The organism is Shinella granuli, from assembly GCF_004341885.1.
In the GTDB taxonomy this organism is placed as follows: Bacteria; Pseudomonadota; Alphaproteobacteria; order Rhizobiales; family Rhizobiaceae; genus Shinella; species Shinella granuli.
Map to the genome: position 1 here is coordinate 1 of NZ_SLVX01000042.1, position 18,992 is coordinate 18,992.

The 18,992-nt window shown below is 62.7% G+C and carries 19 protein-coding genes and 2 pseudogenes; 9 read left to right on the forward strand and 12 right to left on the reverse strand.

All coding sequences use genetic code 11. The features are described 5' to 3' along the window. On the forward strand, window positions 1–97 hold a 97-nt coding region (locus tag EV665_RS30020), incomplete at its 5' end, for an NAD(P)(+) transhydrogenase (Re/Si-specific) subunit beta (protein ID WP_133035726.1). A gap of 119 nt (window positions 98–216) precedes the next feature. Here EV665_RS30020 and EV665_RS30025 read toward each other — a convergent pair. From EV665_RS30025 to EV665_RS30035, 3 genes are read right to left on the reverse strand one after another with little or no spacing between them, the layout of a single operon-like run. After that, window positions 217–1,323: a siderophore-interacting protein gene (locus EV665_RS30025; protein WP_133036965.1), complete on the reverse strand. Its 1,107-nt coding sequence runs from the start codon at window positions 1,321–1,323 to the stop codon at window positions 217–219. A gap of 28 nt (window positions 1,324–1,351) precedes the next feature. Next, the gene (locus EV665_RS30030) at window positions 1,352–2,458 is read right to left on the reverse strand and encodes an ABC transporter substrate-binding protein (RefSeq protein ID WP_245507880.1); all 1,107 of its coding nucleotides are present in this window, start codon (window positions 2,456–2,458) and stop codon (window positions 1,352–1,354) included. Between the two features lie 11 nt (window positions 2,459–2,469). Next, window positions 2,470–4,620, reverse strand: coding sequence for a TonB-dependent siderophore receptor (locus tag EV665_RS30035; RefSeq protein ID WP_133036967.1), 2,151 nt, complete (start codon window positions 4,618–4,620; stop codon window positions 2,470–2,472). A 252-nt stretch (window positions 4,621–4,872) separates the two neighbouring features. On the opposite strand from EV665_RS30035, the gene EV665_RS30040 reads away from it, so the two are divergent. Beyond that, window positions 4,873–5,574 (forward strand): TetR/AcrR family transcriptional regulator, encoded by a 702-nt coding sequence (locus EV665_RS30040; RefSeq protein ID WP_281048298.1) that lies wholly within the window; start codon window positions 4,873–4,875, stop codon window positions 5,572–5,574. Between the two features lie 25 nt (window positions 5,575–5,599). Next, window positions 5,600–5,743, forward strand: a pseudogene (locus EV665_RS33370) (type II toxin-antitoxin system VapC family toxin); the annotation flags it as partial. 76 nt (window positions 5,744–5,819) lie between these two features. Here the strand turns inward: EV665_RS33370 and EV665_RS30050 are convergent. The 3 genes and pseudogenes from EV665_RS30050 to EV665_RS30060 all read right to left on the reverse strand — a co-directional run bounded on the left by EV665_RS30050 (window position 5,820) and on the right by EV665_RS30060 (window position 7,013). After that, the gene (locus EV665_RS30050; RefSeq protein ID WP_064333980.1) at window positions 5,820–6,083 is read right to left on the reverse strand and encodes a helix-turn-helix domain-containing protein; all 264 of its coding nucleotides are present in this window, start codon (window positions 6,081–6,083) and stop codon (window positions 5,820–5,822) included. 321 nt (window positions 6,084–6,404) lie between these two features. Continuing rightward, window positions 6,405–6,590, reverse strand: a pseudogene (locus EV665_RS30055) (transposase); the annotation flags it as partial. A 42-nt stretch (window positions 6,591–6,632) separates the two neighbouring features. Further along, the gene (locus tag EV665_RS30060; RefSeq protein ID WP_210234707.1) at window positions 6,633–7,013 is read right to left on the reverse strand and encodes a winged helix-turn-helix transcriptional regulator; all 381 of its coding nucleotides are present in this window, start codon (window positions 7,011–7,013) and stop codon (window positions 6,633–6,635) included. A 97-nt stretch (window positions 7,014–7,110) separates the two neighbouring features. Here EV665_RS30060 and EV665_RS30065 point away from each other — a divergent pair, with 97 nt between their 5' ends. Genes EV665_RS30065 through EV665_RS30075 form a run of 3 tightly spaced genes read left to right on the forward strand, consistent with a single transcriptional unit; the run spans window position 7,111 to window position 9,582 of the window. Beyond that, window positions 7,111–7,506 carry an antibiotic biosynthesis monooxygenase family protein gene (locus EV665_RS30065; RefSeq protein ID WP_064333982.1) on the forward strand — a complete coding sequence of 132 codons (396 nt, stop codon included), beginning with the start codon at window positions 7,111–7,113 and terminating at the stop codon, window positions 7,504–7,506. Continuing rightward, entirely contained in the window at window positions 7,503–8,150 is a 648-nt protein-coding gene (locus tag EV665_RS30070; RefSeq protein WP_133036971.1) for a DsbA family oxidoreductase, read from the forward strand. Before EV665_RS30065 ends, EV665_RS30070 begins: the two co-directional genes overlap by 4 nt. Continuing rightward, window positions 8,143–9,582, forward strand: coding sequence for an MFS transporter (locus tag EV665_RS30075; RefSeq protein WP_133036972.1), 1,440 nt, complete (start codon window positions 8,143–8,145; stop codon window positions 9,580–9,582). The genes EV665_RS30070 and EV665_RS30075 overlap by 8 nt, the downstream gene beginning before the upstream one ends. A gap of 411 nt (window positions 9,583–9,993) precedes the next feature. Here the strand turns inward: EV665_RS30075 and EV665_RS30080 are convergent, their stop codons facing one another. The 6 genes from EV665_RS30080 to EV665_RS30105 form a co-directional block, all read right to left on the reverse strand. Next, window positions 9,994–10,884 (reverse strand): LysR family transcriptional regulator, encoded by an 891-nt coding sequence (locus EV665_RS30080; protein WP_133036973.1) that lies wholly within the window; start codon window positions 10,882–10,884, stop codon window positions 9,994–9,996. A 65-nt stretch (window positions 10,885–10,949) separates the two neighbouring features. Continuing rightward, entirely contained in the window at window positions 10,950–11,276 is a 327-nt protein-coding gene (locus tag EV665_RS30085; RefSeq protein ID WP_245507881.1) for a hypothetical protein, read from the reverse strand. 130 nt (window positions 11,277–11,406) lie between these two features. Next, window positions 11,407–11,871, reverse strand: coding sequence for a nuclear transport factor 2 family protein (locus EV665_RS30090; RefSeq protein WP_133036979.1), 465 nt, complete (start codon window positions 11,869–11,871; stop codon window positions 11,407–11,409). Between the two features lie 196 nt (window positions 11,872–12,067). Then, complete coding sequence (locus tag EV665_RS30095; RefSeq protein ID WP_133036974.1) at window positions 12,068–14,125, reverse strand: 2Fe-2S iron-sulfur cluster-binding protein; 2,058 nt, start codon at window positions 14,123–14,125, stop codon at window positions 12,068–12,070. 53 nt (window positions 14,126–14,178) lie between these two features. Beyond that, a complete protein-coding gene (locus tag EV665_RS30100) occupies window positions 14,179–14,793 on the reverse strand; it encodes a glutathione S-transferase family protein (protein ID WP_064333987.1) in 615 nt (204 codons plus the stop codon). 164 nt (window positions 14,794–14,957) lie between these two features. Then, on the reverse strand, window positions 14,958–15,611 hold the full coding sequence (locus tag EV665_RS30105) for a hypothetical protein (RefSeq protein ID WP_133036975.1): 654 nt from the start codon (window positions 15,609–15,611) through the stop codon (window positions 14,958–14,960). 122 nt (window positions 15,612–15,733) lie between these two features. Between EV665_RS30105 and EV665_RS30110 the strand changes: the two genes are divergently transcribed. The 3 genes from EV665_RS30110 to groL all read left to right on the forward strand — a co-directional run bounded on the left by EV665_RS30110 (window position 15,734) and on the right by groL (window position 18,864). Continuing rightward, complete coding sequence (locus tag EV665_RS30110) at window positions 15,734–16,615, forward strand: LysR family transcriptional regulator (RefSeq protein WP_133036976.1); 882 nt, start codon at window positions 15,734–15,736, stop codon at window positions 16,613–16,615. 247 nt (window positions 16,616–16,862) lie between these two features. Further along, window positions 16,863–17,177 carry a co-chaperone GroES gene (locus tag EV665_RS30115; RefSeq protein ID WP_133036977.1) on the forward strand — a complete coding sequence of 105 codons (315 nt, stop codon included), beginning with the start codon at window positions 16,863–16,865 and terminating at the stop codon, window positions 17,175–17,177. A 58-nt stretch (window positions 17,178–17,235) separates the two neighbouring features. Further along, window positions 17,236–18,864, forward strand: coding sequence for a chaperonin GroEL (groL, locus tag EV665_RS30120; RefSeq protein WP_133036978.1), 1,629 nt, complete (start codon window positions 17,236–17,238; stop codon window positions 18,862–18,864). The last annotated feature ends 128 nt before the right edge of the window (window positions 18,865–18,992 follow it).

Consider the following 18,992-nt stretch of genomic DNA (forward strand, 5'->3'; position numbering starts at 1 on the left):
CGGCATCGAGAACCCGCTCTTCTACAAGGACAACACCCGCATGTTCTATGGAGATGCAAAGAAGAGCATCGATCAGTTGTTGCCGGCACTGGCGTAATTCAGAGGACCAGGACCGTCGTCTATGCTGCGTTTTCTCCAGGCCGGACGGGAGAGGCAAAGGCGGCGGTCCCTCTGCCGGAGGCGTGGGACCGCCTTTCCCTGTAAGGCATGCGGACATCAACCGGCGACGACATCTCCGCCGGCCGCGATGATTTCGTCATTGCTCAGGCCGCGGCGCCAATGGGAGAAGGCGACCTGCCGGTGGTTCGGCAGCTTGACCGTCTCGCGCAGGAACTGACGGATTTCCCGGAAGGTCGAATATTCGCAGCCACACCAGAAGAAAGTGCCTTCCTTGTCGGCGGGCCAGTCGAGGGATCGAACCGCCTGCACCAGGGGATCCGGAGTGCCCGGCGGCCGGCCGTGCCTGTGAAACCAGCGTATGTCGACGCCGCCTGGTGCGGCGATCGGTTGTTCCTCGGCCTGTTCGGCCACCTCGATGAGAGCGATGCCCTTCGCATCCCGCGGCAACGCCTCGATCATGCGGGCCATGCCCGGCAGGCCCGTCTCGTCGCCGACATAGACGTTCCATCCTGCAGGCTTGGGCCCGTGAGCGCCCGGGCCGAGCAGGCCGACGAGCGCGCCCGGTGCCGCTTTGCGGGCCCATTCGACGCCGGCACCGCCAGCATCGTGCAGATAGAAGTCGACGTCCAGCATGCCCGTTGCCGCATCGACGGTCCGCATCGTGTAGATGCGCGACGCGAGCTGTTGCCCGCCCTTCGGCCAGACCAGCCGTCCATTGTCGCCGAGCCTCGGCCATTCGGGATTCGGCTCGCCATGCGGCTGGAACAGCAGGCGACAATGAATCTGATCGGGCACGTCGTAATGGGCGAGGTTTTCCCCGGCGAAGCGGATGCGGCGCATCCGCGGTGTCAGCTCGCGCACGGCGCGCACCGTCAGGACCCGAAAGTCCGGTGGCCATGTGTCGCCGGCCTTGTCGCCGGTCCAGGTGATGGCGGGATCCTCGGCCCGCGCGACGAAATCGACCAGGCCGGTGAGGGCGTTCTTCAGGCGGTTGAGGGATGCGCCATTTTCGGCTTCCACCGCAATGTGAAGCATCTGGCCGGCGGGCCGCACGCGAACGGTGCCATAGGGCGACGTCGCGACGTGGATGCCGTCCGCGAAACGAACCTGCATGTCGTGATCGCCGAGCAAGGTGACGATCTTGTCCAGATATCGCGTCAGATCGGAAAATGTGATCGTGGTGTGCGCCTTTAGGCTCGACATGGCCAAACTCCTGGGATTTCCGGGGGTGTCAGAGGCTGACCCAGCACGGGCCGGCGATCGGTCTTGCCAGGAAGCGCCGGTTCAATTCCGCCAGCGTTTCGTTCGGATCGATGTCGTGGCAGCGATCGGGATGCAGCCATCTGGCGGCGACTTCCAGGAAGAGGAGGTTGAGCGGCTGGGCGGTGATCAGCCCCGTCCAGATGCCGTGCACCTGCTTCCGCTCCACAGCCTTCAAGAGGTGAAAGCCGGGCCGGCCGGTGAGGCGCTCCAGCCCGGCGCGCGCTTTGGCTTCGGGAAGGCCGGGGCCGATCGCGGGCCTCGTGGTGTTCGCATAGCCGCCGCCCGTCGCGATATAGACGTCGGCGCCTTCCGCGAGAAGCTGTTCGAGCTGGATCTTTGCGACCCACGGGGAGGATGCGGCATCAAGCCCGCGGCCGCCGGCCGCTTCAAGAAGCGTGCCCCAGATGTCCCGGCCAACGGCCCAGCAGCAATCATCGTAGAGCGAGCCGACTTCGAAATAGGTCTTGCGCGGCGCCGCGCCCGCCAGGCGTTTTTGCAGCCGCTCGATTTTCTGCTGATGGAAGGTCAGGAAGGCCTCGGCCTCCCGGCGGCGGTCCAGGATCGCGCCCCACATGTGCATCAGGCGCGGCAGTTCCTCGAGCGGCGAGGGTGCCTTGCCTGCCGCGTCATTGCTGAAGCTGCTGCTGAACAGGACGGGAATGCCAAGTTCCGCAAGCCGTTCGGACAGAGCGCCGGCTCCGTTTCCCGGCGCCATGTAGGCGGTGGCGACGACGAGATCGGGTTGCAGGGATATCAGACCCTCCAGCGAGACGGTTTCCGGCGTCTGCCGGCCGACCAGGGCGATGTCGAAACCCGTGCTGTAGGCGGAATGGAGATCGTCACTGTCTATGCGCTCGACCGCGGCCCAGCCGACGACGAGCCGTGCCGGGTCGGGATGCAGCATGGACATGGTGAGGATGTCGCGCGCCTCCAGAAGCACGATGCGTTGCGGTGGCGCTGCAAGCTCCACCGTGCGTCCCGCCATGTCCGTTACCGTGATCGCCCGCGGACCGGCGCCGAGAGCCGGGCCGGAGAGGGCTGCTGCGGCAAGGGTCAGGAAGCGTCTTCGGTTCATCCGCATGCCCGTCACCAGCGATAGCGAAGGCCGGCCACGACTTCGCGGCCCTTGCCGACCTGGCAGTAGAAACCGTTGCTGCAACCCGAATAATAGTCCCTGTCGAAAAGGTTCGTGACGTTGAGGGTCGCCTCCGCCCCCTTGAAGGCCGGGTTGGCCGCGCCGAGATCATAGCGCAGGGCCGCGTCCACCAGTGCGTAACCCGGCGTGCGGACGGCGTTTGCATCGTCCGCGTAGCTGCTGCCGACGATCCGGACCCCGGCCCCGACCGAAAGGCCATCGAACACGTCGTCATCGAAGGTGTAGTTCGCCCAGAGCGAGCCGAAATACCGCGGCACGCCCTGCGGCCGGTTGCCGACGATCGACGGAACGACGTTCGATCGGGAGATCTCGGTTTCGAGCAGCGTGACGGCTGCGATCAGTTCGAGATTGTCGGTCGCGTTCCCACGCGCCTCGAACTCGATGCCGCGGGACCGGACTTCGCCCTGCTGGATGCTGAAGCCAGGCACGGGGCCGGGCGTCAGGACATTCTCCTGCTTGATGTCGAAGGCGGCGAGGGTGAAGATGGCATCAAGGCTGTCGGGCGAATATTTGACGCCTATCTCGAACTGCTCGGCTTCCGTGGGCACGAAAGGCTGGCCGTTCGATCCGACGCCGACGATGGGCTCGAAGGAAGTCGAATAGCTGAGATAGGGTGCGATGCCGTTGTCGAACTCGTAGAGCAGGCCCGCCCGGTAGCTGGCCGCGCGTTCCGTCTGGTTGCGCCGGACGCCCGTGAGACGGTTGAGCGACTCTTCCCGGGACCAGTCGTAGCGGCCGCCCAGCAGAATATGCAGATTGCCGAGGGTCATCTGATCCTGGAGATATATCCCGGTCTGCCGCAAATCCTGCTTTGCATCCGTGAAGGTGGCGAACGGCCCGACGGGAAGGTCGTACTGCGGATTTGTCACGTCGAGCGGCTGGGCGCCGCCGAGCAGGAACAGGAAATCGCTCGTCGAGCGCTGGACGTCGACGCCGACGAGGACCTTGTGCTCCAGGGCCGCCGTCGCGAAGCTCAGTTCCACGTTGTTGTCGGCGCTCACGCCACGCACGCTTTCCGCCGAGTGCGCCGCCCAGCGCGGCAGCAGGCCGTCGGGAGTGAGCGGCCCTGAGATCTGAAGGGTCCGGAATGTCGAATCAAGGCCGCCATAGCGCAGGCGCGAGCCCACTTTCACCGCGTCGTTGAAGCGGTGTTCGAAGATGTAACCGATGCCGAACTGGTCACGGTCGTAGCTGTCATACGAGGGGTCGCCGACATTGAGGCCGCCGGTCAGGTAGGGGCGGTATGCGGCCGGCGCCAGAAAGCGCGGATAGCTGTGGTTGAAGTAGCCGCCTTCGGGGTCCTTCTGGTAGAAGCCGAGCAGCGTCAGGCTCGTGTCCTCGTCCGGCTGCCATGTCAGCGCCGGCGCGACCGCAAGGCGCTGTTCGTCCACGTCGTCATGGCGCGTGCCGGATTGGCGGCCGATCGCGCTGAACGAATATTGCAGGACGCCGTCCTCGCTCAGTGCGCCGCGGCTCCTGACGCCGGCCTGGACCCGGCCATGGCTGCCGGTCTCAAGGCGCAGCTCGTGGGACGGGTCGGCACTCGGCATGGTGCTGATCTGGTTGACGAGCCCGCCGGGGCTTCCCTGGCCATAGAGAACCGCCGATGGGCCCTTGAGCACGTCGATCCGGTCAAGCAGGAAGGGGTCGATCTGCGGTATGCCCCATGCCTGGCCGCGCGGAAGCTTCAAGCCATCGAGATAGTCGACGGTCCGCATGGCGCTGAAGAAGCCGCCGAAGCCGCGAATGGAGAGGCTGTCGAAGCGGCTGTTCTCATCGACGCTGGAAAGAACGCCTGCCGTATAGTTCAGCGCGCTCTGCACCGTCTGGGCGTTCTGGTCATCGATCTGCTTGCGGCTGACGGTCGTCGTCGATTGGGGCGTGCTCTCGACTGGCGTCGCGCCCTTGGTCGCGGTGGTCGTCCGATTGACGACATAACGGTCGCCCTTCCGCGGGGCTTCGCTTTCACCCTCGACGACGATCGTCTCGAGCCGGGTGGCGGCGTCCTGAGCGTGCGCGCCGGCAACCTGCAAGGGCAGGAGGCTGGCAGTTGCGAGAAGGTAGGTCAGCTTGCGTCCCATTGTGTATCCCCAGCCCCTTGTCCGACCCTCGGACACCATCACGGCGGCAGGCATTTGCCTGGCCGGTCGGAGTCGTCTATTAATCAAACGGGACGGTAGTGTCCAGTTAATTATATGAGTTTTCAACTCATATTTTTGACGCCGCCTTGCCCGACGCCCGCGGTCAGCCAAGGGTTGGGTGGGGGCGGTGGAGTCTGCTAAGGAAGGGCGCAAACGAGCATGATGGGAAATTCAGCGATGTCGGAGCGGAGCATGGCGGATGGCGTTCGGCGATCGGCCGCGGAAATCGGTGTCGAAGGTGCATCAGGCCCCGACGAACAGGCCCGTGCTTCGAAAACCGGCCGGCCGTCGCGGCAGAAATCCGAAGAGCTGACGGCCAGGATCCTCGATGTCGCGACCGGCATGTTCGCGGCACAGGGTTATGCGGGCACCTCGATGGAGAAGATTGCGGCTGCCTGCGGTGCCGGCAAGGACACGGTCTACAGGCGCTTCCCATCGAAGGAAGCGCTGTTCCGCGGCGTTATAGAGCGCATCCGCGCAAGGGCACTGCGTAGCCTCGAAATGACCGTTCCACCCGTGGGCGCGCCGCTGGAGCGGCTCAAGGTGGCCGGCCACTGGTTCCTGACCGCCCATCTCGAGCCGCAGCAAATCGCCATGAAACGCATCACCCTGAGTGAAGCCGCGATGTTCAGGCAGAGCCTTGCCGACGGGGCGGGCGGCGATCCGACCGTCCGCTGTCTGATCGAGCTGATCGAGGCCGCACAGACAAGCGGTGACCTTGCAAAAGGAGAGGCAGCCTTCATCGCCGATCAACTCATCTATTCGCTGACGGTGAAGCCGATCACCTACGCCATGCTCGGAAGCGCCGCCTTTGCCTCCACCGAAGCCCGCGATGCCTATTTCGAGCAGGCGTGGGAGCTGTTCATGCGAGGCGCCGGAAAGAGGGCAGACTGACGCGGTCCGGGCGGATGGAAGCGACTTGTCGCTTACGCGCCGGCTTGCTGAGGCCGCGGGCAGGGACAGGCCTGCCATGCCCGAAATGCTGGAAAAGGCACGCCATCTTGTCGAGCAGTGCATATCCGACCTGGATTGCAAGGAGGCGATGACTTCCGGCGATGTCGGCTGGCATGGTCGTTAAAAGCCAATGCGTTTATCTCATCGGCCTGCAAATCAGCGGACGAGGCCCTGCACGATCACGTTCAACCGTCGCTGGATTTTATGCCCATCATCAGCTCTTGCATTGGAACCTTCAAATTCGTGCTGATCCGCGTAATGACCTGCAGGGACGGGTTCGCTGTCGCGTTGAGGATCGCGAAATAAAACGGACTGGTGATCTCACAGAGGCGGGCCATTTCTTTTTTCGTCAGCTCGCGCTTCTCCCGCTCGCGCTCCATGACCATCGCCATGTTTCGCAGGATCATCGTGCCAAGGTCAGTGTCGGGCTTCTTGCGCTTGCTCGCCATTGTCGAATAAACTATAATTTACGAATTGGTCTGCTTGATGAGAAAGTTGCCGATATCTGCAATGGCTTCGCCAGAAGCGGCGATCTGTGCGTCAAGATAGTCAACGTTTGCCAGGGCAATACGCACTGTCTCCGTTTCCCGACCGCTCAGGTCAGAACCTTATTACTTCGACATCACGAATGACACCTCTGGCCAAGCCGAGCGGCATTGGTTCGAGTTGCACAAATAAACGGTTTCCAGCAGCTAAGGAAGGTTTAAATCCGTGCGAACCGTCACCCCCTTCTCGGCCATGTCGGCGATATCGTAGTTATCTCACGGGTCAACGGCATCGTCTCCGCCGACCATCCTATCCGCCTGCCGCACCAGTTCATGCCTGAGCGGCCCGTCATCCCAGATGCCATCGAAAATGAAATGGTGCAGACGGTCGTATCGGCCCGGAGCCAAGCGCGCCGCTATCGGCGCAACGCTCTTGCGATCTTCCGCACCGATCAGGCTGGCACGGTAGAGCAGGCCCGGGGCACACCCTGCCATCGATCTGCCAAAGGAGCGCTAGGCTCCTGTGGCATCATAGCGATGCTGGGCGGCCTTGATGTCTTCCACCCTGTGACCGATCCATTCGAAAACCGCACGAAGAGGTTCGGACACTTCCTGTCCGATATGGGTCAGTTCGTAGGACACCCTCGGTGGCACGGTCGGCTCTACATGCCGTGAAACCATGCCGTCCCGGACCAGTGTCTTCAGACTTTGAGACAGCATCTTCTCGCTGACGCCTTCGACGCAATCACGAAGCGCATGGAAGCGCAGCGGGCCGTCGCTGAGAGCGATCAGCACGAGCAGCGCCCAGCGGCTGGTCAGGTGGTCGAAGACCATTCGACACGGGCAGTCTGCCTTCAACGGGCTCTCGCCCGGAACCGGGTCGCTTATTTTCACGATGGGCTTACCTCAAGGTACGTTCTTGCCAAACGTTATGAGCTTTCCAATAGTAAGTCTACTGGAAACCATATCCGGCATGCGATGGAGAACCGCCATGGCTATCGAAGAGTTCTTTTCTATCATCGACTACATCGTCGACGGCCCGCAGACGCAGGAAGCTGTCATTTCGGCCTTCGCCGATATCCAACGCCAATGGGTCGCGCCCTATCCCGGTTACCTTTCGGCCCAGTTTCTCGCCAGCGCGGATGGCACGCGGGTAAAATGCATCGTCCGTTGGGCAAGCGAAGCCGACTTCGCGCACTTCGAGGACGTTTCCGACACGAAGGGGCGCTCGGAGGCGATTCAGCAGGCGCTGCGGGGCCTGTCCTGCACCGCCGAACGGCGGTCTTTCAAATTGGTCCGCGTGGTCGATCCGCAGACAGGACCCGGCGCATACCAGCCGGATGAGGCATGTGGCCTTCCTCGTGGCAATGGGCGGGCGACATCATGAACATCGACATCTACGCCGATATACTTTGCCCCTGGTGCTACATCGGAAAGCGTCGGCTCTCTGCCGCGCTGGCCTTGTTGGATCGAAGGGACGAAGTGTGTGTCACATGGCGCAGCTTCGAGCTTTCGCCGGACCAGTCCCGCACGCCCGGCCCGTCGGCGGCCGAGGAAATCCTTGAATGGCGTGGCAAGCAGGAGGGCGCCGCGCGCATCGAGCGCATCCGGACGCTCGGCGCTGCCGAAGGGCTGGAACTCAACCTGCATCTGGCACGCCCGGTCAACACGTTCGATGCTCACAGGCTGGTGCACCTTGCTGCGGCGAACGGCCTTGCCGATGCGATGATGGAGCGGCTGCTTCACGCTTACCATACCGAAGGATTGAGTGTGGCGGACCTTGCCGTTCTCATCAGACTCGGAACACAGGTCGGTCTCGCCGGCGACAAGGTGCGTGCGACGCTGGAGGCCGACGAATTCACAGTAGAGACACGGCGGGACGAGCAGGGTGCCAGCGCGCTGGGTGTAACCGGCGTTCCCACCCTGATCATCGACGGCGGTCAGCCTTTGCCCGGAATCCAGTCCCTCGAAGATCTTGCACGGCTTTTCGCGGCCAGGCTGGCCGATGGACGGGGAGCGGAACATGACTGAGCCGGTGACAGGCGCACCGTGGAAAGAAGTGGGCGCCACGTCCCGGTTCTTCCTGCCGGTGATCGCGGCGGCAGTCTTCCTCTCCGTGCTGTCGAACTCGATGATCTATGTGGCCGGCGCCGACATGGCGGAAGAATTCGCTGCGTCGTCCGCGGAAATCGCCTGGGTCTTCACGGGCTTCTCGCTCGCCTATGGCATTGCCGTGCCGCTCTATGGCGGTATGTCGGATGCTTTCGGGGCACGGCGGTTCTTGCTGTCTGGTCTTCTCGTCTTCGCGCTGGGCGGATTGCTCTGCGCGCTTTCGCAAGACCTGGTGACCCTCATCATCGGGCGCGCCGTTCAGGCCGTGGGCGGTGCCGCCGTGCCGGCTCTCGCCAGCGTGGTGATCGCGAAGGCATTGCCTGCGGGTAACCGTGGCGGCGCATTCGGCCTGCTCGCCTCGAGCGTGGGCATCGGCGCAGCCGCTGGTCCCGCGATCGGCGGAATATTGACGGATACGATGGGGTGGCGGACGTTATTCTTCGGTTCGGCTGTTCTTGCATTGCTCCTGCTGCCGTTTTTTCTGCACGCCTTGCCCAGGGATGAGGGGACCGGGGAACGCAGAGCCGATCTTGCGGGCGGTGTCCTGCTCGGAACGGCAGCCGGCGCCCTGCTGCTGGCAATGGCGGAGGGGTCTGCGCAAGGTCTCTTCAGCCCGGAGGGCATGGGCTACCTTGCCGTTTCGATCGTCGCGGCCATTGCCTTTGCATGGTGGATATGCCGCGCGGAACATCCTTTCGTCCCGCCGTCGCTGTTTGCAAACCGCGACTATCTGGCCATTGCGGCGATGGCTTTTCTGGCGATGGGGGCCAATCTGTCGGCGCTCATCTTTGCCTCGCTGCTGGCGGTGCGGGAAATCGGCCTTTCACCGGGCATGGCTGGATTGGCATTGACACCCGGTGCCGTCGCTTCGGCGTTGCTGTCGCCTGCGGCTGGAAGGCTTTCCGATCAATACGGTACGAGGACGCCGACTCTCGCGGGGCTTGCCGTCATGGCGCTCGCGCTGCTGGCGATCTCCACCTTTGGAACAGGCAATTCCGTCCTTCTGCTGGCGCTCGGCATGATCGGCGTTTCTGCCGGCTTTGCCTTTGTTCAGACCCCGCTTACCAATGCCGCCGCCAACACCTTGCGTCCTGCCGAGCTCGGTGCCGGAATGGGCGTGTTCTCCGGAGCCTTTTTTCTCGGCGGCGCGGCAGGGCCGGTGTTGGTTGGCGGGATACTCACGGCTCGCGCAAGCGCCGGCGAAGCATACAATCCATTCCATGCTTTCGGCGTCGCGGCATTCTCGGACGCCTTTCTCCTCCTGGCGTTCGCGCCGCTCGCCGCCTTTGCTGTCGGTTTCGTCCTTCTGTTCACGAAACGGGGACGCGGCCGCGACGAGATTGATCCTTGACGATGTGGCAGGCGCCGGCTTGCTCTGATCGAGCATCATGCACTGGGGTACCCGGCTGCCGGAGATGAAGGGATACCCATGGGCTTGGACCGGCGTGGCGCGGTTGCAGCCGGTTCGACCAATCCGTCGCCGGCCTTCGATTGCGTGAGCGAGGCTTCACACACCAACCGCAACGACGACGCCCCGGTGCTGGAACCCGAAGACCAAGAACCGGAGCAGCGGCGCCAAAGGCAAGAAGCATGAGATCGATGCGATCGCCCAACCCCGACGGGACGAGGAAAGGGCGATAGAGGTATGGAGAATGTTGTGGGCGAGAACGAAGGTCAGCGTGACCGCCAGACGGACGGCATCCACAATATAGAGGTCGGCTGTTTCAGCGGGATTTCCGGGAAGGCCGGGGCGTCGACGATCTCAGTTGAGGAGACGGTTCTCGCGAAGGCGCATCGCAGCGATATCCACGAACGCCCGAACCTTTGCGGAGGCATGGCGGCCCTCCGGATGCAGGATATGGATGGGTATCGGCGGCTCTTCATACTCGCTGAGCACAATCTGCAGATCTCCTGCCATGAGTGCCGGACCGATCTGGTAGTGGAGAACTCTCGTCAGGCCCCAGCCTTGCCGTGCGGACGTGATCGCCGCTTCGTTGGTGTTGCATTGGAGGGTGGCGTCGATCGTCACGCGCTGTTCGTTGGCGAACCGCCATTCAGGCGAGGCCCAGGCGCCTGTCGAGGCGGCGATGCGGTGATCCTTGAGGTCCGCTGGCGTGTTCGGAGTGCCATGACGCTCGAAATAGTCCGGCGATCCGCAGATGACACGCCGGACAGTGCCGACCTTGATGGCCGAAAGACCCGAGTCCGGGAGACGACCGATACGGACGGCCACATCGATCCCTTCATCGACAATGTTGACGGGGCGATCAACGAAAAGGGTCTTGGCCTTCATGGCGGGATACGTGTCGAGATAGTCCATCACGATCGGAAGCACATGCATTTGACCAAACAACACTGAAGCGGTCAGGGAAAGCGTTCCCGTCGGCGTGGCATAGGAGCCTCCCGCTGCGGCCTCCGCTTCGGCGATGTCCGCAAGGATCCGGCGGCAATCCTCGAAATAGCGCGATCCGGCCTCGGTCATCTTCACCGAGCGCGTCGTTCGCACGAACAGCCGGGCTCCGATGAGATCCTCGAGCGAAGCGACGGCGCGTGTCACCGCAGGCGCGCTCATATGCAGGTGGCGGGCAGTCTCTGCAAAACTCTCGGTTTCGGCGACCTTCACGAAAATCCGCATTGCCTGCCAACGATCCATCCGCTTCCCCTTCTTCCCGGCGCTCGAGACGATAGTAGGGATGTCGTAGGCAAGGCAGCAAGTCTTCATGTGAAACCGGCCGTGGGTCGGGAGCCCGACTGCCGGAATGCCGCGGCCATCTTCTCGATTTCCGCGCAGCTTCGCGCACACAGGCCTGTGCGAAGGGCGCGCTGACGGTTTTCTTCACAAACCGCCAGCGCCAGGGCTATCGCCATCGAAGTCTTGACATCGAAGCTGAACCCCCTTCGTGCGACGTCGATCTCTGCACCCGTCATGCCTATGGCGCGCGCGGATTCTTCCTGTTTTCGCAGCAGGAGAGGATCGTTGCTCGTCGCAGTGAGCGCGAGTTCCACCGGCAGTCGGATGCGCTCGTCGAGCTTGAACCCGGTCATGGTCTATCTCCCAAACGTGGACCGTGATCCAGAGAATTTCCGCTTTTCCTTGAATCGCGAAAACACTCTAACTCTTTGTTTTAGTGAAATTCCGTAGGCGAGACCGTTTCGCACTTTTGCTGGAATTGCTTTAAAAGCCGAAGTCGCTCAGGCCGGGGTGATCGTCCGGCCGGCGGCCAAGCGGCCAGCGAAACTTGCGATCGGCCTCGGTGATCGGATGTTCGTTGATGCTGGCATGGCGGGTCCGCATCAGGCCGTCCTCGGCGAATTCCCAGTTCTCGTTGCCATAGGCGCGGAACCATTGGCCGCTGTCATCGCGGTACTCGTAGGCATAGCGCACTGCGATCCGGTTTCCTGTGAAGGCCCAGAGCTCCTTGATCAGGCGGTATTCCAGTTCCTTGTTCCATTTGCGGGTCAGGAAAGCTTGCGCTTCTGCACGGTTGGTCACGAATTCGGCGCGGTTGCGCCACCGCGTGTCCAGGGTATAGGCGAGAGCGACCTTTGCCGGATCGCGACTGTTCCAGCCATCTTCCGCGAGACGGATCTTTTCGATGGCACTCCGTTCGGTGAACGGGGGAAGCGGGGGACGAGACATCATTCAACTCCTCGGGTTGCTGTAAAGAAAAGGGAAGGGGTAGCGCGATGACGTCACCGTCATGCGTGACATCTGTAACTTCTTGGCGGTTGTGAGAGACGCGGCTCCCGTATGTGCAGAATGATGCCGCAGCGCCTGAGGCTGGACGTCGAAAACGAGGAAGGCACTATTGCGCGTGACGCAGTAATGCCCGCCCTCAGACCGCCAACTGGATACCGCCGCGGACCTCGTCTGCAGGGACGGCGCAGCAGAGCAGGATCTCGTCTTCGTCGATCGTCGCGGTCGGCTCCTTCACATAGGTCACCGTACCCTTGATCAGCTTGGTGCGGCATGTGCCGCAGGTTCCCGCGCGGCAACTGAACTCGGGTTCGAGGCCGCGCGCTTCCGCCAGTTCCAGCAGCGTGCCGGAACCAGGCGTCCAGCGCGCCTCCTTCAGCGAGTTCGTGAACACGACAGGCACGGGTCGGGTGGATGGCGGTGCGCGGGCCGGAACCGGCGCAGCCGCGGCCGCGTCAGGGTTTCGCTTCAGGGACGAGGGGCCGAACGCCTCGGCATGAATGCGGTCGTCGGCGATATTGTAGCCCCGAAGCCCGTCGTAAAGCGCCTGGGTGAACTGCGGCGGGCCGCAGAGATAGAAGTCGTAGTCGTTGAATGGCAAGTGGCGGGTCAGCAGCGCCATGTCGATCCTGCCGGCGGCATCATAGTCGATACCCAATGCGGCGCCGTCGGTGTCGCTCAGGACCCGAACAACGCGCATCACGCCTTTCGTCGCATCGGCGAGTCCGGCTATTTCCTTTTCGAAGGGGCGCTCGGCCTTCGAACGGGCGGCATGGAACAGCGTGACGGGACGAATGCGCCGTGTGCGAAGCCCTTCGTAGACAAGGTGGCGGAGCATCGCGAGCAGCGGCGTGATCCCGATGCCGCCGGCAACGAGCACGGCCGGGCGTGTCGCCCCGGCGTCGATGGTGAAGCCGCCGGCCGGTGCGCGCGCCTCGATGACGTCGCCGACGGCAACGCTGTCGTGCAGGAATTGCGAGATCAGTCCGTCCCGCTTGACACTGATGCGGTAGGCGCCGTCCGAGGGCGCGACGGAAAGCGAATAGGTCCGGATCACGGGCTTTTCGCGGCCTGGCGGCGTCACCCGGATCGGCAGGTGTTGCCCGGCGGCATGCGGCAGAAGTCCCGCGCCATCGCCTGGCTGCAGGTGGAACGAGCGGATCGTTTCGCTTTCCTCGACGATCCTGGTAACGGTCAGCGGGCGCCACTGCTTGGCAAGTTCAGCCGCGCGGAGCCGGTCGGCAGCTTGTGCCCAGTTACCCGTCATCAGGGAGCTCGGGGACCAACCGTCCTTCTGGAAACCCCAGCGCAGAGCCAGGGCATTGGCGCGGCGGACGATCCGCCGGGGCTTGAACGTCCAGAGCCGTTCGGCCCCCTGGAAGGCCGCGATCTCGGGGGAGTCCAGAATGACCTCGGCGTCACCGGTCATCTGCAGCATATCGCCTGTCGTGAAGTCCACGAAAAGCAGCCCCGCCTTGCCGTTCAGCAGGATGTTGCCGAGCGTCGCGAAGAACAGGTTGCCGTCGAAGTCCGGGATCGTCAGCGTCCCGTCATCCCCGACACGGACGAAACCGGCATTCCCGCCACGATGGGAGACATCCACCTGCCGCCTGTCTTCGCGGTCGACATAGGATGCGACGAAGAAGGCGTCGGCACTTCTTATCATGGCACGGGCTGGATCGTCGAATTCGGGAAGGTCCTCCATGGTGCCAGAGAATGCCTGCCCGGGTTCGCGGGTGAACGCGAAATCACGCAACTGGATATAGCGCGGGCAGTTTCCGAAGCTCTGGTCGACGTTGACGCGAAAGCCGTTCTCCATCGCGGAAACGAATCCGTTCATGCGGTTGCGGCGACGGGTGTGCATCTCGATGCCGAGCAGACCGACGGGCTTGCCGTCCGCAATGCCCTCGCTGGCCGGGTCGGTTGCGTCCTTTGGCGCCGCAATGTCGAGCACGGTCGGCGAAGGAGAGGACATGAAGCCGAGACGGCCCTCGACGAAGGTCGCCCACACGTCATCCCTGGAATCGACACTGCCGAGCACGATGAAGGGGAGCTGGGCGTAGAAGTCGCGATGCTGGTCGGGCATGTAGTCGCGGACGACGCGCTGGCTGACGACGGCCATGCGTTCGACGACGCCCACCTTCTCCTGAAGAAGCCTTTCGCCTTCGTGCCATGTCGGCAGTGTCTTGTCGTGCATGTCCCGCCCTCCAGGAGTGGCAGAGCGCGCGGGCAGGCGCGCTCCGATCGCATTCAGGCTGCTGCGAGGCCGACCGGCGTGCGGACGAAATCCACAAAACCCGGCAGCGCTTCCACACGGCGGAGGAAGGCGCCGACGGCCGGGTAGTCCGAAAGATCGACGTTTCCTTCGGGCGCGCGTGCCACATAGCTGTAGATGGCGACGTCTGCGATCGTCGGGCGGTCGCCAACCAGCCAGTCGCGACCGGTGAGCTGGCTTTCCATTCTGCCCAGTACCGTGTGCGCGCGATTGATGACTTCTTCCGGATTGAACTTGGCGCCGAAGACCGTGATCAGTCGCGCGGCGGCCGGGCCATAGGCGATTTCGCCGGCGGCAACCGACAGCCAGCGCTGGACGGCGGCGGCACCCTTCGCATCTTCCGGCAGCCAATCGGTGCGGGCGGCCTTCTTCGCGAGGTAGACCAGGATCGCGTTGGAATCGGAAATGAAGACACCACCGTCGTCGAGGACGGGGACCTGGCCGAACGGGTTCATTTCAAGGAAGTCCGGCTTCTTGTGTGCGCCCGACTTGAGATCGACTTCGACCAGGTCATGAGACAGGCCGAGCAGCGAGAGGAAGAGGCGCGCCCGGTGACAATGGCCCGACAACGGATGGTGATAAAGCTTCATTTTGCGCTCCTGCGAGTATCGGCCGGGTCCATTCCCGATCCGCGCTTGCAAGGTGCTACAGACGACGTCCAGGCAGAACGCCCGTGTTCCGCACTTCATTATTACGCACATCGTAACAATCGCTCGTCCGTGCCGTCGAGAAGGCGCCTCCGACGCCAAGCGCACTATCCCAGCGGCTTGATGATGCCGCGGTAGAATTGGCCGTGGTCACCGTCGAAACCGTCCGTGCCCATTTTGGTCAGCATGCTGCGCGTTGGTGGATCGAGATACCAGATCGCCTTCTCCGAAGGCCCTTGATACCAGCGGATATTGAAGGCGCAGAGATTCCTGAAGAAGAACAGCTCTGCGTAATCGTCTATGTGGTCGCGAATCCACCACGCGAGAGGCCGGTAGTCCTCGGTTTTCCGGTAGTGCTCAAGATAGGCCGGGATGAAGACGGTGACGGTTCCTCCCAGATGCCCGTCACTGTCGCGCCGGTCCCAGATGTGGCGTGCAGCGTTGATGTCGTTGTCAGTGCACCAGCACGCGGTATCCCCGGCTCGAAATCGTTCGTTGCAGAAGGCATTGAGCACCGGGGAACGATAGGCGCTGCGTATCGACACATGGCCGAACGCGCGCTTCAAGGGCTCCAGCAGCCGGGAGGCGACCTCACATCCGACCTGCAATGCAAGTTCGGGATTCTCGGGAATGTTGGGAACGCCGTGAAGGTTGCCGACCTCCGAATAGAGCATCTCGCGCATGAAGAAATGTTCGGAGAGACGCTGTCGTCCGTATTCGGTCAACGTGGCCACATCCGTGATCGATTGAGGGAACTGCATTTTTCCACCGCCTTTTGGCCGCTCATGCGGCAGCCATTGTGATGGACGCGTTTTATATGGTTCCGTAATGCTGAACAATTCAGTATTGGAAAAAGCAATGGTTTTGAAATCTGGAAGGATTCATGGACAGGTTGCGGCAGCTCAAAGTCGTTGTCGCGGTGGAGGAGGAGGGGTCGCTTGTCGCTGCCGGGCGCAAACTCAACCTCTCGCTTCCGTCGATCTCGCGTATCCTTGGAGAGCTTGAGCAATCGCTCGGCGTTATCCTGTTCGAGCGCAGCGCGCGCCGATGCCGCGCAACTGAGGCCGGCCGCGTGCTGGTGCACCGCGCGCGACATCTCCTGGCTGACTACGACGAGATCCTGCAGGTCGTCGGCGGTCGGTGGAACGAGCCGCAAGGCCAGATCCGCATGACGGCGCCGCTGACATTCGGCCGGATGCATGTGCTGCCGGCGGTCTGCCACTTCCTGAAGGAGCATCCGCTGATCGACGTCGGGCTGGAATTATCCGACGGCATTATCGATCTCCAGGCGGAGGATTTCGATCTCGGCGTCCGCATCGGCCCGGTCGATGCGCCTTCGCTGATCGCCAAGCGCATCGGTTATGTCCATTGGTGGGCTCTTGCGAGCCCGTCATACCTGTCCCGGCACGGGGTGCCGCAGGAACCGAAAGATCTCTCGCGTCATCACTGGATCCAGCATTCAAGCCTTCGCTCTCCCGGTCCATTGTCTCTGCACGGTTCGTCACCGCGGGTTCTGGACATGCGTCTCATCGTCAACGATGCGACCTCGGCACTGGAAGCGGCGCGCGTAGACCTCGGCATCACATCGGCACTGTCGTACCAGGCAGCCGAGGATGTGGCCGAAGGCAAGCTGGTGCGGGTGCTGGTCGATTTCGAGCCCGAGCCATTGCCTGTTTCGCTTGTCTATCCCGAGACCAGGCGGACGGTGCAGCGATTGAGACGGCTGGTGGATTTTCTGGCGAAGGAATTGCGGAAAGTGTTGTGATGCAAAAAAATTGCCACCATCAACGAATTTCCGAACGCGCGAACTAAATTTGTTATTTTTTTCCAGAGCTTTAGCAGATCCGTAGAGCGAGTGCTGATTTTTTCTTCTGCTCCTCTTGAAATCGAAAAACAGCCAAACCAGATCATTCGCGCAAAACGCTCGACCGAGGTTTTGCACCCGCCCGGACTGGTCATCCGGTCCGGCCAGGGGGAACAACGTCATCATTGTTTGTCCATTGGAGGAAAACATGTCGTTCCGACCGCTTCATGATCGCATCCTCGTTCGCCGGGTCGAATCCGAAGAGAAGACCAAGGGGGGCATCATCATTCCCGATACCGCCAAGGAAAAGCCGCAGGAAGGCGAGGTCATCGCCGTCGGTCCAGGCGCGCGGAACGATGCCGGCCAGATCCAGGCGCTCGACGTCAAGCCCGGTGATCGCATCCTGTTCGGCAGGTGGTCCGGCACGGAGATCAAGATCAACGGCGAGGACCTGCTGATCATGAAGGAAAGCGATGTGATGGGCGTCACCGAGGCACAGGCACAACAGAAACACGCTGCCTGAGACGACCTCGGAAATCCAAACCATCAGTCAGATAGCTGCCTATTGAGGAGTTGAAGAAATGGCTGCGAAAGAAGTCAGGTTTCACACCGATGCCCGTGAACGCATGCTGCGTGGGGTCGATGTGCTTGCCAACGCGGTGAAGGTCACGCTCGGCCCCAAAGGCCGCAACGTCGTCATCGACAAGTCCTTCGGCGCTCCGCGCATCACCAAGGACGGTGTTTCCGTCGCCAAGGAAGTCGAACTGGAAGACAAGTTCGAGAACATGGGCGCGCAGATGCTTCGCGAAGTGGCATCGAAGACCAACGATCTCGCCGGCGACGGCACCACGACCGCGACCGTGCTTGCCCAAGCCATCGTCAAGGAAGGCGCCAAGGCCGTTGCCTCCGGCATGAACCCGATGGACCTGAAGCGCGGGATCGACCTCGCCGTCGACGCCGTCGTCAAGGAACTGAAGGCCAATGCCCGCAAGATTTCCAAGAACGCCGAGATCGCCCAGGTCGGCACCATCTCGGCCAATGGCGATGCCGAGATCGGCCGCTATCTTGCCGAAGCGATGGAGAAGGTCGGCAACGAGGGCGTCATCACGGTCGAGGAGGCCAAGACCGCCGAGACCGAACTCGAAGTCGTCGAAGGCATGCAGTTCGACCGCGGTTACCTCAGCCCCTATTTCGTCACCAACCAGGACAAGATGCGGGTCGAACTGGAAGATCCCTATATTCTCATTCACGAGAAGAAGCTCTCGAACCTGCAGGCGATGCTTCCGGTCCTCGAAGCCGTCGTCCAGTCCGGCAAGCCGCTTCTCATCATCGCCGAGGACGTCGAAGGCGAAGCGCTTGCGACGCTCGTCGTCAACAAGCTGCGCGGCGGCCTGAAGATCGCTGCCGTCAAGGCTCCCGGCTTCGGCGACCGCCGCAAGGCCATGCTCGAAGACATCGCCATCCTGACGGGCGGCACGGTCATCTCCGAAGACCTCGGCATCAAGCTCGAGAACGTCACCCTCAACATGCTCGGCCGTGCCAAGAANGTCTCGATCTCCAAGGAAAACACGACGATCGTCGACGGTGCCGGCCAGAAGGCCGAGATCGAAGGCCGCGTCGCCCAGATCAAGGCGCAGATCGAGGAAACCACCTCCGACTACGACCGCGAGAAGCTGCAGGAACGGCTTGCCAAGCTCGCCGGCGGCGTTGCCGTCATCCGCGTCGGCGGCTCGACGGAAGTCGAGGTGAAGGAGAAGAAGGACCGCGTCGACGACGCGCTGCATGCGACCCGCGCGGCCGTCGAGGAAGGCATCCTTCCGGGCGGCGGCGTTGCCCTGCTCCGCGCGGTCAAGGCGCTCGACGGCCTGAAGACCGAAAACGACGACCAGCGCGTCGGCATCGACATCGTGCGCCGCGCCATCGAGGCGCCGGTGCGCCAGATCGCCGAGAACGCGGGTGCCGAGGGCTCGATCATCGTCGGCAAGCTGCGCGAGAAGCCCGACTTCTCCTATGGCTGGAACGCGCAGACGGGCGAATATGGCGATCTCTATGCCCAGGGCGTGATCGACCCGGTCAAGGTCGTTCGCACCGCGCTGCAGGACGCCGCCTCCGTCGCCGGCCTGCTGGTGACGACCGAAGCGATGATCGCCGAGAAGCCGAAGAAGGAAGCCGCTCCGGCGCTGCCCGCTGGCGCCGGCATGGACTTCTAAGCCACGGGCATTCGGCCCGCCTCCGCGGGGGCGGGTGAGAGCGGCGGTGCAAAAGTCGGCCACGGTAGCGGCGGCATAATGCTGCTGCGGGCGGAGTAAAATCCGGCCACCTATTTCCTTTCTGCAAC

What these genes read in the sequence shown, in the direction of transcription:
- EV665_RS30075 (WP_133036972.1), top strand. Translation starts at nt 8,143, where the DNA reads ATGACTGAGCCGGTGACAGGCGCACCGTGGAAAGAAGTGGGCGCCACG.
- EV665_RS30090 (WP_133036979.1), bottom strand. Translation starts at nt 11,871, where the DNA reads ATGTCTCGTCCCCCGCTTCCCCCGTTCACCGAACGGAGTGCCATCGAA.
- EV665_RS30030 (WP_245507880.1), bottom strand. Translation starts at nt 2,458, where the DNA reads ATGAACCGAAGACGCTTCCTGACCCTTGCCGCAGCAGCCCTCTCCGGC.
- EV665_RS30035 (WP_133036967.1), bottom strand. Translation starts at nt 4,620, where the DNA reads ATGGGACGCAAGCTGACCTACCTTCTCGCAACTGCCAGCCTCCTGCCC.
- EV665_RS30050 (WP_064333980.1), bottom strand. Translation starts at nt 6,083, where the DNA reads ATGGCGAGCAAGCGCAAGAAGCCCGACACTGACCTTGGCACGATGATC.
- EV665_RS30040 (WP_281048298.1), top strand. Translation starts at nt 4,873, where the DNA reads ATGGCGGATGGCGTTCGGCGATCGGCCGCGGAAATCGGTGTCGAAGGT.
- EV665_RS30065 (WP_064333982.1), top strand. Translation starts at nt 7,111, where the DNA reads ATGGCTATCGAAGAGTTCTTTTCTATCATCGACTACATCGTCGACGGC.
- EV665_RS30105 (WP_133036975.1), bottom strand. Translation starts at nt 15,611, where the DNA reads ATGCAGTTCCCTCAATCGATCACGGATGTGGCCACGTTGACCGAATAC.
- EV665_RS30085 (WP_245507881.1), bottom strand. Translation starts at nt 11,276, where the DNA reads ATGACCGGGTTCAAGCTCGACGAGCGCATCCGACTGCCGGTGGAACTC.
- EV665_RS30100 (WP_064333987.1), bottom strand. Translation starts at nt 14,793, where the DNA reads ATGAAGCTTTATCACCATCCGTTGTCGGGCCATTGTCACCGGGCGCGC.
- EV665_RS30110 (WP_133036976.1), top strand. Translation starts at nt 15,734, where the DNA reads ATGGACAGGTTGCGGCAGCTCAAAGTCGTTGTCGCGGTGGAGGAGGAG.
- EV665_RS30080 (WP_133036973.1), bottom strand. Translation starts at nt 10,884, where the DNA reads ATGGATCGTTGGCAGGCAATGCGGATTTTCGTGAAGGTCGCCGAAACC.
- EV665_RS30070 (WP_133036971.1), top strand. Translation starts at nt 7,503, where the DNA reads ATGAACATCGACATCTACGCCGATATACTTTGCCCCTGGTGCTACATC.
- EV665_RS30025 (WP_133036965.1), bottom strand. Translation starts at nt 1,323, where the DNA reads ATGTCGAGCCTAAAGGCGCACACCACGATCACATTTTCCGATCTGACG.
- EV665_RS30095 (WP_133036974.1), bottom strand. Translation starts at nt 14,125, where the DNA reads ATGCACGACAAGACACTGCCGACATGGCACGAAGGCGAAAGGCTTCTT.
- EV665_RS30115 (WP_133036977.1), top strand. Translation starts at nt 16,863, where the DNA reads ATGTCGTTCCGACCGCTTCATGATCGCATCCTCGTTCGCCGGGTCGAA.